Below are 12,897 nucleotides of genomic sequence, written 5' to 3' on the forward strand. Positions count from 1 at the left end.
TCCGGGGACTGCTATTTTTTTTCGGATGCTGACAAAACTGAAGAGCGCCCCAAACCCAAAAACAACCTCAAATGATGAAGCGAAACCATCTGCTTTTGATGTTTACTGTATTGTTGACCACCATCATGTCCTGCAAAAAGAAGGACAAAGTCGATATCGACCTCAACAACAGCAAGCAGCCCGAGATCACGGGCTTCACACCCGGCCACGGGATTCCTGGCACGGAAGTGACCATTACCGGGAAGAATTTTTCCACCAACATCCCCGACAACAAACTGTTCCTCGGTCCCGATCAGATGGTGGTAACGCAGGCTACGGCCACAACGCTCAAATTCAAAGTGCCTTACCTCGCGGTTTCCGGGAAGATCAAGGTGGAAAATGGCAACAAATCCGCTACTTCCGCCAATAGCTTTACCGTAGATCCGCTGCCCGACGGCATCGCGGAGTTTGCACCGCTGGAAGGGCCTTTCGGTACGGAAGTCACCATCAATGGCGCCAACTTCCCGCTTTCCCCGATCGTCTCGATCAACGGGATCGAGGGAATGGTCATTTCTTCCAGCGCCAGCCAGATCAAGTTCAAGATACCGTACCATACCGGGCTTACCAAACACAAGATCGTGGTGGAACGCGACGGCAAAACCTTTACGTCCGCCCAGGATTTCACCGTCATCGCAACCGGTAAATATGCGGATTGGCACCTGCTGCCGGAGCCGCTCAACACCGCCCCCGCCAATATTTTCACGAACGGGGCGTCTTTCACCTACAACAAAAAACTGTATTGGGGCTTCACCAATATCGCCGGTACCGACAAACGGGTGTACTATTATTTCTATGACCCGGCCGCTGCTGACAAAGGCTGGCAGGTGCGCGAGATTACCGGCAAATTGCCTGCGCCTATTAGTTTCCTTTCTGTAGCCGTTTTGGGAAATATGGTATACATGGGCAACGGCAGTCCGGATAGCGAACACGGGAAATGGTGGTCGTTCGACCCGTCCAATGACGCCATTCAGCCCATCGCGGCGTATCCGAAAGACAATGCAATGATGGGATTCGCATTTACCGTCGGCAATAAATGCTATGCCGCGGGCGGATTGGGCGAAAAACACATTTACAATTACGACCCCGCCACCAACACCTGGACCAAAGCCGTGGATGTGCCTTACGCGCAGATCGACGCCGGTGCGGCCGTGGTGCTGAACAACGACGTCATCATCGGAAGGGCGCTGAAAACCCTCACCAGCACTAAGCGTGAATCCATCTACAAATTCACGGCGAACGGCGCCGGCGGCACGTTGACGGAATTGCCGGTAATCCCCGACGCGGGACAGTCTTCAGGATTCAAAACACCTTCCTTCTCGCTGAACGGCAAAGCTTATTTCGTCATCAATAAACGGGTGTGGGAATACGATCCTGCCGTGGCAAGCCCCTGGCGCATGGTGCTCCAGGAAAACATCACGTCTACCATCCAGCATGTTGGGGTGATCGACGGGAAAGTGTATGGCTGGACAGGCAGGGGCCGGTTCTTTGAATTCCGCTTCCGCAACTAGTTTCGGCTGACCGAACAGGAAAAAGCCTCCCGCACTGCCGGGAGGCTTTTTCCTGTTCGAATGTTAAGGAGCGGGAAATTGTCTAATCTTTTTTCATCCACTTGCGGGCGATGCGCATGGCGGTTTCCACCATGTACGGCGACCATTGCTCTATCTGCCAGTCGGTTTGCGCGAGAGACGAGGCTTCCAGCGAACGGAGCGCATCTTCCAGCGAAGCGGCGTTTTCGAGAATGGAAGATAGTTCGGTTTGCTGCCGGTGAAGGGCGAGGTCTTCGGCGGGAACGCTTTGCAGGCGGGAAACGGGCGGAGTGAAGGGGTGGATGGATTCGTCGGACGCAGGATTGTTCCACGTCCCGGCGATGTCTGCCATCCGCCTGAAATCTGCGCGGAAAGCGGATTTTGCGGCTTCCGTCTGCAATCCGGCGCCGAGTTGTTCCATCACCACATACCGGAGATGCGGGCATTGGGGGATGATACGTTCGAGGTACTGGAACACTTTTTCGGGAACGGCGTCGTCGTGGGTATCGCGGCGGATGTTTTGGGAGCCGTCTGCCGAAGGTTCCCAGCTGCCGCCGGAAATATGGATTTCCCGAACGCGGTGCAAAGGGTACATGGCCGCGAGGGTATCGAAATCGATATCGAAATTTTCCACCTGGCAATACACGTTGTGCAGGTCGAGGATGAGAAATCCATTGACGGGGGCCAGCAGTTTGTCGAGGAAATCCCCGTGCCGGCGCACTTCTTCGGCCGAATACGAAAACGCGAGATTTTCGAGCCCCACCGGCCGCCCGCATGCCTCCGCGATCCGTTGCAACCGGTCTTGACCGATGCGCAGCGTGGCCGCGGTATACGGAATATTGAGCGGCGCGCCGTGATGGAAATCCTGGCCGGTCATGAACCCGAAATGCTCGGTAATGTGATCGAAACGGTAGCGGTCGCAGATGGAAGCGAGCTCCTTCAGCCAGGCTTGCTGCTCCGGGTGCCATTTCCCGGAAAACAACGAAAAGAAAATGCCATGGCCGATGAGGCGGTCGCCCTCACTGAAAGCGCCGATCAATCCATGAAACCATTCGGGCAATTCGTTGAGGCGGTACAACGCGTCGAAGCTCCACTCGATGGCGTCGGCTTCGCCGGACTCGAACAGCGGCAGGCAGGCTCCCAGCAATTGGGGGTCCAGGTTGCAGGCTACGGTAGATAGTAAACGGGGCAAGTAATTCGGTTTGGATGGTCAGGATCAGCCCATGCCGCAGGCAGGACAGGGGAAGTTGTTATTTTCCTGTTTCTTCTTTTCCGCTTCCTTTTTGTCTTTGGGCGTTACGTCATTGTCTTTGGAGCAGGAAGGCAGGGTGTGGATGGCGATGCCGGCGATGATGGCGCCGATCAGTACTTTTGGCAATTTCATAAAACGTGTTTTGTTAAAGAATGATGAAGAGGCATCCTCACTAAGCAACGGCACCGTGATGAGGTTAAAACGGCGGTTGTCGGGGAAAGGTTACAGCTTCATCATTTCTTAACAATTAACACGACAGGAGGTGAAAGGTGATTTCGCGCCGGGTGGCGAAGCCGAGCTTTTCGTACAGGCGTATCGCCCGTTCGTTGTGGCTGGCCACATGCAGGAAGGGGGTAATGCCGTCCGCCCGCTGGCGGTCCACCAGCCCGGCGATCAGCTGGCCGGCGTACCCCCGGCCGGTAAAGTCCGGGTGGGTGCAGATAGCGCTCAGCTCGGTGAGCCCGTCCAGCCGCATGCGCTCCCCGGCAACGGCCACCAGTCGCCCGTTTTCGCGGATGCCGGTGTAGCGGCCCATGCGCCAGGTTTCGGGCATGAAGTAGCCGGGTTGCACCCGTTGCACGAGGTCGTACAGTTCCGCCGCCTCCGCAGGCGAAAGGTCGGAGAGAGGAGCGGAAGGACTGGGGGCTTCCAACGGGCGTTCGCTGATCATTTGCAGGCAGGGCAGCTGATGTTTGATCTGCCAGCCGGGCTGCAAGGGCGGAAGTTCCCCGATGAGGTAAAAGGTTTCCCCCGGCACCAGGAGCCCGTTCAGTTCCGTCGCGCAACTTTCATCCGGCCGGGCCACCGCGGCAAACGGCACCACTTCGGGGAAATACCGCGCGCCGCCGCCGGAAACCTTCGCCAGGTGGAGCTGCGGGCCATTCAGCGCATGCCATGCCGGGTTATCGAGCATGTGCAGATTGATCGGGTTTTGCATCCGGTAAAGATACGTCAATGGAAATATCGTTCCGCGGCAAAGCAATGAACGTCCGGCACTTCACGGAAAGAATCCGTCGTGTAGATTTCGTCCACGTATTCGATGGAAGTTCCCTTGCTGAAAATGCCATGGCTCACGGCCAGCACCACGCGCGAAGCGCCTTTATCTTTCAACACTTTCGCCGTTCCGGCAAATGTGCCGCCGCCGTCGCAGATATCGTCGGCGATGATGCAGGTTTTGCCGGAAAGGTCTTCTGCACTGGTTTTGAAGCCAGACAGCGCACCGGTTTTCACGTCGCGGGTTTTCATGCATTCCACCACATCGGTAGTGCCGGTGAATTTAGCGAGCGAATAGATCTTCTTCAGCGCACCGCCGTCCGGCGACACCAGCACGATTTGTTCCCCCGGCCGGCGCATGTTGTAATCTTCCAGCACATCGCGCATGAACCGGTGGTTTTCCACGGCATATGCCCGGTCGATGAGCGCGGTGGTCACTTCGGAATGCGGGTCGAAAATACGGACCTTCCGGAACTGCGCGGCATTCAGTACCGCGGCGATCACCTTCAGGGAAAACGGTTCCCCCGGGCGCATGACACGGTCCATCCGTGCCGAGGTAAGGTAGGTGATATCTGCGCGGACGTCGCGGAACTCGAGATGGGAAAGGGCTTGCTGCGCGAAGAGGAGCATGAGCAGATCGTTCCCGTCGTTGAGCCGCGTCAGGATGCGGACGGGCGTTTGCCGCTCGATGAGGGCGATGGCGGAAGTATCGATTTTCAAATGCGGCTGCCCATCGGGGAAGCGCAGCGTTTCTACCGGGATGTCCGATTTTTCGGGATGGATGAGGTGAAGTGTCAGCATGTGGCGTCGTTAAAAGGTTCGAGGAATTCGGGCGGAACGGCATCCGTGAGCCAGACGCCGTTTTCGCTGATGTGGAAAATATGGCCCCGGCGGTGCATATCGCCGCTGCGGACCGCCAGGATCACGGGTTTCCCTCGGCGGGCTCCCACCTGGCTGGCGGTCTGGACGTTTGCGCTGAGGTGCACATGTTGCCGTTTCATCTTCTGCAATCCGCCACTGCGGATGCTTTCGAGAAATTTCTCCACGGTGCCGTGATAGAGCGTTTCGGGCGGCGTCATGGCGGGCAGCGCCAGCTCCACCGCCACCGAATGCCCTTGCGAAGCGCGGATGGCCGTCTGGCCGGGGTTGAGGGCAAACCGCTGCTTGTCGTTGGTGCGCACGGCTTCCAGGAGCTCCTCCCGGGAGAAGCGCATGCCCGATGCGGCGGATTTTTCGATCAGTTCCCCGATCTCCGCCCAACCCTGCGCATCGAGCCGGAGGCCGATTTTTTCGGGTTGGTGACGGAGAACGAGACTGAGAAATTTACTGATATGTTTGTAAGGATCGTGTTGCATGTTGTGTCGGGTTAAGCCATCACCGCCTCGTCGCTGGCCGCCAGTTCTTTTTCCAGGCTGGCCTGGATGCGGGCGCGGATGTCGGCGAGGGTATGGGTTTGGGTGATTTTTCCGTCGCGGAACACCGTCTGCAGTTCACCCTGCGCCTCCTCGTCCCAGGTGCACTCGTCTTTGAGGGCGAGTTTCCCGGTAGCGGGGTCTGTGAACACCTGCAGCAGGCCTTTCGCGGAATTTTTGGTGCCGTCGTCGGTTTTCGGGGCTTTGAAAATACTGCGGCCAACGCCGTTGATTTCGCCGTAAGTGGCTTTCATCGCGAAGCCGAACGTGTCCCGCGTAACGTATTCGTAAGTGAAGCTGCCGATACCGAGCACCACGTTGTAACTGGCGAAGCCTTTGGCTTTCAACTGGCCGAGGATGGCTTCCTGGCGTTCGGTGGTAATGCTGTCGCCGTATATAAGGCCGATATGCCCATCGAGGAGTTTGTAGCCCTGCGGCGTGATCGTTCCGCCGAAAATCTCCCACATACACTCGATCGCGCCTTTGTGCTCGGGCGTGCCGGCAGGAGCGTCGGGGTCACCGGCAATGATTTTTACCGGATCGCCGCTGTCGGGGCGGATCACCACCTTGCCGTCGCGCGCCAGGATTTTATCTTTCAGCCTGGGGAGGAAGTCGGTGATCACCTGCCAGAAATCCCAGGTATCGCTCACGATGGAAACGATGCCGGCCGGGTATACTTTCGTGATGAGCCTTTCGAAGGTTTCGATCTCCGCGTCCTCCGTTCCCATGCACATCACGCTGTGTTCCGTAGCGGGAACGGAGCCGCCCACCAGTTCTTTCGTCGCATCGGCACCGTAGTATTGCTCCAGGAAATCGATCGCGGGTATGGTATCCGTTCCGGCGAAGCTCAACAGGTGGCCGGCGCCGCTGAGCAGGGCATCTTCCACACCGCTCATGCCGCGGAAGGAGAAATCGTGGCCCTGCCAGGGAACGAATCCCATGTCTTCACCCACCGTTTCCCGGGCGAAGCGGGTGAAGGTTTTCAGGTAGCGGAACGCCGTGGTGGCGGATGTGGAAGGCTTCCAGAAGATGGCGCTCAGGAGGGTCTCCAGCATATTGGTGAGCCAGAAAAATTCCGGTTTCGTATTGCGGATGGTAAAGAAAGGCACGCGCATCGGTACGAGCGTCCCTTCCGGCAACGCCTTGATTTCCAAGGGCAGATACCCGAGGTCGTGCAGGTCGGCGATGTGTTGGTAGGAAATACTGTCCTTGCCGAGATAATTGTCCATCCGCCGCGCGTACATCTCCAATACCTGCGCTTTCGGCAGCTGGAAGAAGTGTTCGTTGAACTGGCGGATGAGGTATTCCTCCATAAAATATTGCATGCCGAAGAAAACGACTTCATGGATATCGGCATCGCGGGATTTGCGGGGCGTGAGGTTAGAGTAAACAAGGGTGGTGCCTTCGGGATACTGGAACTTGTGGCCAACTTTGTAGCCGTCTTTAAGGAGAATGGGAGCGATGTTCATAATTACAGATTTAAATGGAAATGCTGTGGGTGCAGCTGTTTGTTGAATGTATAATAGTCGGCCGGACGATGTTGCAGGCCTTCGGTTTTATCGCCCGTCAGTTGCACGAAACCCGCGTCCAGGAGCTTGCGGCGGAAGTTGCGGCGGTCGATGGGGAAGCCGAGGATGCTTTCGTAGAGGTCCTGCAGTTCGGGCATGGTAAACTTTTCGTCGAGCAGCTCGAAGCCTACCGGTTGATAGCGGATCTTGGCGCGGAGGCGTTCCAGCGCGGTGTCGAAGATCAGGCGGTGGTCGAATCCCAGTTCGGGGATTTCGGTGACGGGGAACCAGCGCACGTCGTTGGCCATCTGGCCGGCCACGGCATTCAGTTTGCCCTGGCTCACGAGCGCGAAATAGGCGACAGACACTACACGGCCCCGGGGATCGCGTTCCGGCCCGTCGAACGTATATAATTGTTCGAGGTAAATGGATGGCAGGCCGAGCTTGCTGGCCAGGATGCGGCGGCAGGCGGCGGAAAAGGTTTCCTGCAGGCCTACGAAAGCGCCGGGCAACGTCCAGCCGTCTTTAAACGGTTCCGATTTCCGGTTCAGCAACAAAACCGACAACGTCTTGCCCTGGTAGCCGAAAACTACGAGGTCGGTCGTTAACGCCGGGTTTTGATAAGTGTGGAAGTCGGACATTTTTCGTTTGCGTTATTTTGACACAAACAACGGCAATAAATTCCAGACGGCCAAATATTTTCTTCTTGGGGGAACATGGCCGGCGGGTGGGATGTTGTATAGATGATTGGGATTGAGTAATTTTCGGGCCGGATGTGAATGTAATCGCCTGCAACAAAAACCGGACAGCACATATCCTGTGAGCTTCAGTAGAATGGACCTATAACCTTATCACCTGTAACATGAAGTGTTGTGTATTGTTTTTCAAGTTGATACGATGGCCGAACCTCGTAATTATCTTTCTTACCCAGTGGTTGTTCCAGTATTGTGTGATCGTGCCGCTGTTGAATGCGGCTGGCCTGGAGCCCAGAGTGGGGGCGTCTGCTTTTTTTATGATCACGGCGGCATACATGCTGGTAGCGGCGGCGGGGTATGTGATCAATGATTATTTCGATTTGGGGATAGATACGGTCAACAAGCCAGATAAAGTTTTCATTACCCGCGGCATCAGCAGGGGCGGGGCGCTGGCGGCTTATGTGTTGATGAACGTGTTAGCGGCGGGGCTTGGTTGCGCGGTGAGCTGGCAATTGGGCGGATGGGCGCCACTGTATTGTATTTTCGCCTGTATCGTGTTGTTGTACTTTTATTCCGCTTTCTTCAAGAAACGTTTCCTCATCGGGAATATCCTCGTGGCGGGGATTTCCGCTTCCGCCGTTCCCGTGCTCGCGCTCGTGGAGGGCGATGCGGGCGGCATTTTCCCGGAAACCCTTCGCTATATGACGATCTACACGGTCCTTTATACGGGCTTCGCGTTCATCCTTTCCTTTGCCCGTGAGCTGGTGAAAGACCTGGAAGACGCCGAGGGCGATCGCCGGTACGGTGGCAGAACGATGCCCATCGTATTGGGAGCGCGCACGGCCCACTGGATCGTGGCGGGCGCCCTGCTCAGCCTTATCGGCGTGCTGGCCGCCCTGCAACCCGTTCTCTGGGCGCAGGGAAGCAACACTTCCATGCTGTCGCTCTATTCCATCTGCCTCATCATCCTCCCGCTGGGCTGGATTTTGCTAAAGGTTTTCGGCGCCCGGGCGGTCCAGGATTACCACCGCCTCAGCACCTGGATCAAGCTCGTGATGCTGACGGGCATTTTGTCGATGTTGTTCATCCAGTTTATGATCTTATGAACATATTCCAGTTTGGCGGAAGCGTAGGGGCGAGGGTGTGGGAAATCATGTCGGAAAGGAAGAAGGAAGCCCCCCGCGCCGAGACGCTCCTGCAAAAGCTGGAAGCCCGATTCGGCGGCCGCATGCCCGAAGAGGCCCGACGCAAGGTGATCGTCAGCTACAGCATCTACCAACCCATGATCATCGACGCGTTCACCGCCCTCCGCGGCCGCGAAGCCACGCCGGAAGAAAAGGAACGCCTGGTCCAATATTTCATCTGCAGCGGCGCGTTCGACGATTTCGTGGACCGCAATGAGCTTTCTCCCGAAGACCTCGACACCATTTCATTCGCCCCCGAAAACTTCCAGCCGCGCCGCATCGAGGAAAAAATGTTCCTGCATTGCCACCTGGAACTTCGCAACTTCGTCCGCGACCGCGCCTCCTACGACCAGGCCGCCCGCGGCCTCTTCCGCGCCCAGGCGGATTCCGGGAAGCAGTCGCGCCCCGAGCCCATGTCCGCAGAAGAACTGCTCCGCATCACGCTGGAAAAAGGCGGATATGCCGTGCTCCTCTGCCACTTCTACCTCGACCACGACGCCTCCGAAGCCGAACGCAGCTGCTGGTACCGCATCGGCGGCATCATCCAGCTCACCAACGATCTGTTCGACATCTGGAAAGACATCCAGGCCGGCGTACAAACCCTGCCCAACACAATGACCGACGCGCACGCGTTCCACGCATTCCTGTCGGCCCGGGTGCGGGAAATGATGGAGATCATCGGCACGCTGCCGGTGCCGAAATCCCGCAAGCGCGTGTTCCTCCTCAACATGATGGCGATCTGTTCCTTCAGCGACATGGCCGTTGCGCGGCTTCGCCGCATCCAGGGCGCCGCGCCGCGATTGCCGGACCTCAAGGCACTCCCGCGCAAAGCATTGATCGTGGATATGGAAAAACCTGCCAACATCTGGCATTGCATGCGTTACACTTTCCGGCAGTGCCGCGATGGCCAGCGCCTGTTTTCATCCACCAAACCCATCCCCGCATGAATTTCCGCATCATTTTACTTTTTATATTGACCACATCGTTGTGCGCCCGCGCGCAGCAGGATACTTTCGCTACCCGCATGCTGCACGAGATCGCCGCGGCGCAATGTGACCGCGACAGTTTCTACTATGCAGGCATGTTCCCCAGCCACCGCTATTATGGCGCGCCAGACGGTAAAATGAAGCACGATAACAACGTGTTTTTTACCGGCCTCATCGCCATGACGCTGGGGGAATTGCAGGACGATTTTACCGGGCCCGACAGCGCCACCTGCCGCGAAATCAGGACGAAGGCCTGCGCATCGTTCCCGAAATTCCGGAACAAATCGGGCCGCAGCACTTACAATTTCTGGCGGACCAATCCCAGCATGGTTTTCCCGAATTCCGGATTCCTGAACCTGTTCAAAAAATGGCATTCCCTGCCCGACGATATCGACGATACATCGATCCTGTTAATGGCCATGGAAGCGGATTCCGGCACCGCCCGCGCCGCGAAGGCGTTGATGGAGCAACATGCCAACACGGTCAGCTACGGCATCCGCAATACCTTCAAAAAATACCGGCATATTCCGGCTTATTCCACCTGGTTCGGTAAAAGCATGCCGATCGATTTTGACGCCTGTGTACTGGCGAACACGCTGTACTTCATGCATCATTACGGGATGGCGGGCTCGCGGTACGACAGCGCTACCGTTCAACTCCTGGATTCGTTCATCCGCAACCGTGAGTACATGACCCACCCGGCATACATTTCGCCGCATTATGCGCGCTCCCCGGTGCTGATCTACCATTTTGCGCGGCTCATCGGGCGGTATCCCATACCGGAGCTTTCGCAGCACCGTGCGCAGCTCGCCGCCGACGCAAAGGCGCAGCTCGCCGCTACGGCAGACGATATGGACCGCGTCATCCTGTCCACATCGCTCCTGTGGCTGGGAGAGCGGCCGGCGGAGATCAACCTCCCGGAAGTGGATACGGACGGGGATTTCGTGTTTTTTGTGGCGGGGTTCAATTCGCTGCTGCCCGATTTCGGGAAGAAGGCGTTTTCGGGGTACCATCTTATCAGTTATTACTACCGCTGTCCTGTGTACAACAAAGTGTTGCTATTGCAGCATCACCTCGTCAGGCAGGCGTTACGTTCATAAAAAAATCCCCCTCGCGCGAGGGGGATTTTTGTTTCACAGTGCGTTATCGTTACCGGAGATCGGAATCCCATTCCTGTTTCCCGAGCTCGTCGATCCTTTCGCGGCTGGTGTTGACCTGGGCTTTGAGATCGCTGAGGAGGGAATATAAACCGAAGTAGGTACGGTTGATGTACAGCGAATGGCGGCTGCCACGCGCTACCTTCGATTCACGGACTTCCTTCAGGTTGTAGAGATAGTCCATGTAGGCGTAGATTTCGTTGAAATAGGCTTCGTCTCCGAAGTCGAAATGTGCTACGGTAAAGGGAAGCGTGAGCATGCGGATCATTTCCTGGAACAGGCCGGAGAAGAAAACGATGTCTTTTTCCGTATCGCTGGGATGGATCATTTCGAGCTGCGTGTAAATTTCGCGGCGGCGGGTTTCGTCGGCCAGGATGTTTTTATCCGTGAGGTGGAAATAGTTGACGTAAAAGTCTTCGGGGATTTCCTTCACGCAGCCGAAATCGAAAATGCCGACGGTGCCGTCTTCGCGCAGGAGGAAGTTGCCGGGGTGGGGATCGGCGTGAACGGTGCGGAGGTGATGCACCTGGAACTGGTAGAAGTCCCACAGCGCCTGTCCGATTTTGTTGCGGACTTCCTGCGGGGGATCGGTGGCGAGGAATTCTTTCAGGTGTTTACCGTGGAGCCAGTCCATGGTGATGATCCTGTCAGACGACCATTCCGGGTAATATTCCGGGAACACGAGGTTGGGGATGTGGGCGCACCGGGCGCTGAGCTCCCGCGAGCGGCGGAGTTCCAGCCGGTAATCGGTTTCTTCGAGGAGCTTGGATTCGATCTCTTCGAAATACTTGTCCATATCCACTTCGTTCATGCCCACGATCCTTACGGCGAAGGGTTTCACGATGCGGAGGTCGGATTTCACGCTGCTGGCTACGCCGGGATATTGAATTTTCACGGCGAGGGGCTTCCCGTTTTTCTCCGCTTTGTGGACCTGCCCGATAGACGCCGCGTTGGACGCTTTCAGGTCGAATTTATCGAAAAGCTGGGAGGGCGGCTGGCCGAGGGTTTTGATGAACGTATTTACCACGAGCGGCCCCGACAGCGGCGGCGCGCTGTATTGGCTCATGGCGAACTTGTCTGAATAAGCCTTCGGCAGCATGCCACGGTCCATACTGAGCATCTGCGCCACTTTCAGTGCGCTGCCTTTCAGGTGGCTGAGCGTATCGTAGATGTCTTCCGCATTGTCGTGATGGAGCTGCTCTTTGGAAACCGTGGGGTCCATGAGCTTGCGGGTGTAATGTTTGATATAATTGGTGCCCACTTTCAGCCCGGTGGTCACGAAGCGGCCGGCCCGCTCCACTTTGCCGGTGGGGAGGTGTTGTTGTTCTTTCATGGCGGTCGCTATTTCCGGGTGAACATGAATTTACCGAAATCGATCAGGCTGTCGATCGTATTGCTATGGATGAGCTCGAAGCTCAGGTTCACGGCCTTTTCGATGGCCGCGTCCGTCAGTTCGAACTGCTCGCTCCTGTCGCCGATCCAGTATTTGAGGACGAACAGGGCCTGCACCCAGAATCCGTGCACGTACTGGTCGGAAATGTACTTTCTTTCCTTGATCTCGGCGGTGAGATAGCCTTCTTTCACGAGGCCGGAAGCGTATTCGTAAAACGCCTTTTTGAATTCCGACAACTGCCGCAGCTGGCTGAGCGGCAGCTGCGAACGGCGGTATTGCTGGAGAATGTAGCTCCTGTCGTCCTTCAGGCGTTGCACCCAAAGGAAGTAGAAGGCGAGGAGCTTTTCCCGGGAAGAATACTGCTGGTAGGTTTCATCGCCCTTCAGCTGGTCGAGCGTGCGCTGGAAATAATCCAGCCAGATATCCGCCTCCAGGGCTTCGAAATTGCTGTAAAACTGGTAGAATTCCGCCTCCGGCACATCGAGGATTTTGCAGAGTGCGAACACGGAAACAGGCGCCTGGCCATTTTCAAGCCAGTAACGCTTGTACGCATCGCGAATGGATTGTTTTTCCATAATCTTTTTCGGTTTAAGAAAATGAATCGAAGGGGGAGGAACGGGTTATGAAGCAAAATTACGGCACCAATCGATACGCCCGTCAAACCATGTGGAAAAAATTTTCTGAATGAGGTGGGAAATGAAGCGGGGTGGGGGTTTGACGTGAATTGTTAATTTTTTCCAAAAGGCCGGAAC

13 protein-coding genes are annotated in these 12,897 nt (G+C 56.5%); 4 read left to right on the plus strand and 9 right to left on the minus strand.

From position 1 onward, the window contains the following. Positions 1-71 precede the first annotated feature (71 nt). Positions 72-1,547: an IPT/TIG domain-containing protein gene (locus ACQKLP_RS26365; protein WP_427326197.1), complete on the plus strand. Its 1,476-nt coding sequence runs from the start codon at positions 72-74 to the stop codon at positions 1,545-1,547. 82 nt (positions 1,548-1,629) lie between these two features. On the opposite strand, the gene ACQKLP_RS26370 is transcribed toward ACQKLP_RS26365, so the two are convergent. From ACQKLP_RS26370 to ACQKLP_RS26400, 7 genes are all read right to left on the minus strand, one after another. Further along, positions 1,630-2,757 (minus strand): DUF692 family multinuclear iron-containing protein, encoded by a 1,128-nt coding sequence (locus ACQKLP_RS26370; RefSeq protein WP_427326199.1) that lies wholly within the window; start codon positions 2,755-2,757, stop codon positions 1,630-1,632. Between the two features lie 24 nt (positions 2,758-2,781). Then, positions 2,782-2,949: a chryseobasin-related MNIO class RiPP peptide gene (locus ACQKLP_RS26375; RefSeq protein WP_341841182.1), complete on the minus strand. Its 168-nt coding sequence runs from the start codon at positions 2,947-2,949 to the stop codon at positions 2,782-2,784. Positions 2,950-3,064: 115 nt separating this feature from the next. After that, positions 3,065-3,754 (minus strand): GNAT family N-acetyltransferase, encoded by a 690-nt coding sequence (locus ACQKLP_RS26380; protein WP_427326201.1) that lies wholly within the window; start codon positions 3,752-3,754, stop codon positions 3,065-3,067. Between the two features lie 14 nt (positions 3,755-3,768). Continuing rightward, the gene (gene prs / locus ACQKLP_RS26385) at positions 3,769-4,611 is read right to left on the minus strand and encodes a ribose-phosphate diphosphokinase (protein ID WP_427326203.1); all 843 of its coding nucleotides are present in this window, start codon (positions 4,609-4,611) and stop codon (positions 3,769-3,771) included. Beyond that, positions 4,605-5,165 carry an RNA 2'-phosphotransferase gene (locus tag ACQKLP_RS26390; protein ID WP_427326205.1) on the minus strand — a complete coding sequence of 187 codons (561 nt, stop codon included), beginning with the start codon at positions 5,163-5,165 and terminating at the stop codon, positions 4,605-4,607. The genes prs and ACQKLP_RS26390 overlap by 7 nt, the downstream gene beginning before the upstream one ends. Before the next feature lie 11 nt (positions 5,166-5,176). Continuing rightward, positions 5,177-6,691, minus strand: a complete 1,515-nt coding sequence (locus ACQKLP_RS26395) for a nicotinate phosphoribosyltransferase (RefSeq protein ID WP_427326207.1) — start codon at positions 6,689-6,691, stop codon at positions 5,177-5,179. A 2-nt stretch (positions 6,692-6,693) separates the two neighbouring features. Next, a complete protein-coding gene (locus ACQKLP_RS26400; RefSeq protein WP_427326209.1) occupies positions 6,694-7,371 on the minus strand; it encodes an NUDIX hydrolase in 678 nt (225 codons plus the stop codon). 371 nt (positions 7,372-7,742) lie between these two features. On the opposite strand from ACQKLP_RS26400, the gene ACQKLP_RS26405 reads away from it, so the two are divergent. The 3 genes from ACQKLP_RS26405 to ACQKLP_RS26415 are packed head-to-tail and all read left to right on the plus strand — an operon-like array spanning position 7,743 to position 10,695. Beyond that, a complete protein-coding gene (locus ACQKLP_RS26405) occupies positions 7,743-8,531 on the plus strand; it encodes a geranylgeranylglycerol-phosphate geranylgeranyltransferase (RefSeq protein ID WP_427326211.1) in 789 nt (262 codons plus the stop codon). Further along, a complete protein-coding gene (locus tag ACQKLP_RS26410; protein WP_427326212.1) occupies positions 8,528-9,556 on the plus strand; it encodes a class 1 isoprenoid biosynthesis enzyme in 1,029 nt (342 codons plus the stop codon). The genes ACQKLP_RS26405 and ACQKLP_RS26410 overlap by 4 nt, the downstream gene beginning before the upstream one ends. Further along, the gene (locus ACQKLP_RS26415) at positions 9,553-10,695 is read left to right on the plus strand and encodes a hypothetical protein (RefSeq protein WP_427326214.1); all 1,143 of its coding nucleotides are present in this window, start codon (positions 9,553-9,555) and stop codon (positions 10,693-10,695) included. Before ACQKLP_RS26410 ends, ACQKLP_RS26415 begins: the two co-directional genes overlap by 4 nt. Positions 10,696-10,744: 49 nt before the next feature. Here the strand turns inward: ACQKLP_RS26415 and ACQKLP_RS26420 are convergent, their stop codons facing one another. Both ACQKLP_RS26420 and ACQKLP_RS26425 read right to left on the minus strand, forming a co-directional pair. Beyond that, positions 10,745-12,085: an ABC1 kinase family protein gene (locus tag ACQKLP_RS26420; protein ID WP_427326216.1), complete on the minus strand. Its 1,341-nt coding sequence runs from the start codon at positions 12,083-12,085 to the stop codon at positions 10,745-10,747. A gap of 8 nt (positions 12,086-12,093) precedes the next feature. Then, a complete protein-coding gene (locus tag ACQKLP_RS26425) occupies positions 12,094-12,720 on the minus strand; it encodes a TetR/AcrR family transcriptional regulator (protein ID WP_427326218.1) in 627 nt (208 codons plus the stop codon). Between the last annotated feature and the right edge of the window lie 177 nt (positions 12,721-12,897).

This window comes from Chitinophaga sp. NPDC101104 (genome assembly GCF_050277495.1).
GTDB lineage: Bacteria > Bacteroidota > Bacteroidia > Chitinophagales > Chitinophagaceae > Chitinophaga.

Coding starts and splice junctions, on each gene's coding strand:
- ACQKLP_RS26365 (WP_427326197.1), top strand. CDS start 72: ATGATGAAGCGAAACCATCTGCTTTTGATGTTTACTGTATTGTTGACC.
- ACQKLP_RS26375 (WP_341841182.1), bottom strand. CDS start 2,949: ATGAAATTGCCAAAAGTACTGATCGGCGCCATCATCGCCGGCATCGCC.
- ACQKLP_RS26380 (WP_427326201.1), bottom strand. CDS start 3,754: ATGCAAAACCCGATCAATCTGCACATGCTCGATAACCCGGCATGGCAT.
- prs (WP_427326203.1), bottom strand. CDS start 4,611: ATGCTGACACTTCACCTCATCCATCCCGAAAAATCGGACATCCCGGTA.
- ACQKLP_RS26390 (WP_427326205.1), bottom strand. CDS start 5,165: ATGCAACACGATCCTTACAAACATATCAGTAAATTTCTCAGTCTCGTT.
- ACQKLP_RS26395 (WP_427326207.1), bottom strand. CDS start 6,691: ATGAACATCGCTCCCATTCTCCTTAAAGACGGCTACAAAGTTGGCCAC.
- ACQKLP_RS26400 (WP_427326209.1), bottom strand. CDS start 7,371: ATGTCCGACTTCCACACTTATCAAAACCCGGCGTTAACGACCGACCTC.
- ACQKLP_RS26405 (WP_427326211.1), top strand. CDS start 7,743: ATGATCACGGCGGCATACATGCTGGTAGCGGCGGCGGGGTATGTGATC.
- ACQKLP_RS26410 (WP_427326212.1), top strand. CDS start 8,528: ATGAACATATTCCAGTTTGGCGGAAGCGTAGGGGCGAGGGTGTGGGAA.
- ACQKLP_RS26415 (WP_427326214.1), top strand. CDS start 9,553: ATGAATTTCCGCATCATTTTACTTTTTATATTGACCACATCGTTGTGC.
- ACQKLP_RS26420 (WP_427326216.1), bottom strand. CDS start 12,085: ATGAAAGAACAACAACACCTCCCCACCGGCAAAGTGGAGCGGGCCGGC.
- ACQKLP_RS26425 (WP_427326218.1), bottom strand. CDS start 12,720: ATGGAAAAACAATCCATTCGCGATGCGTACAAGCGTTACTGGCTTGAA.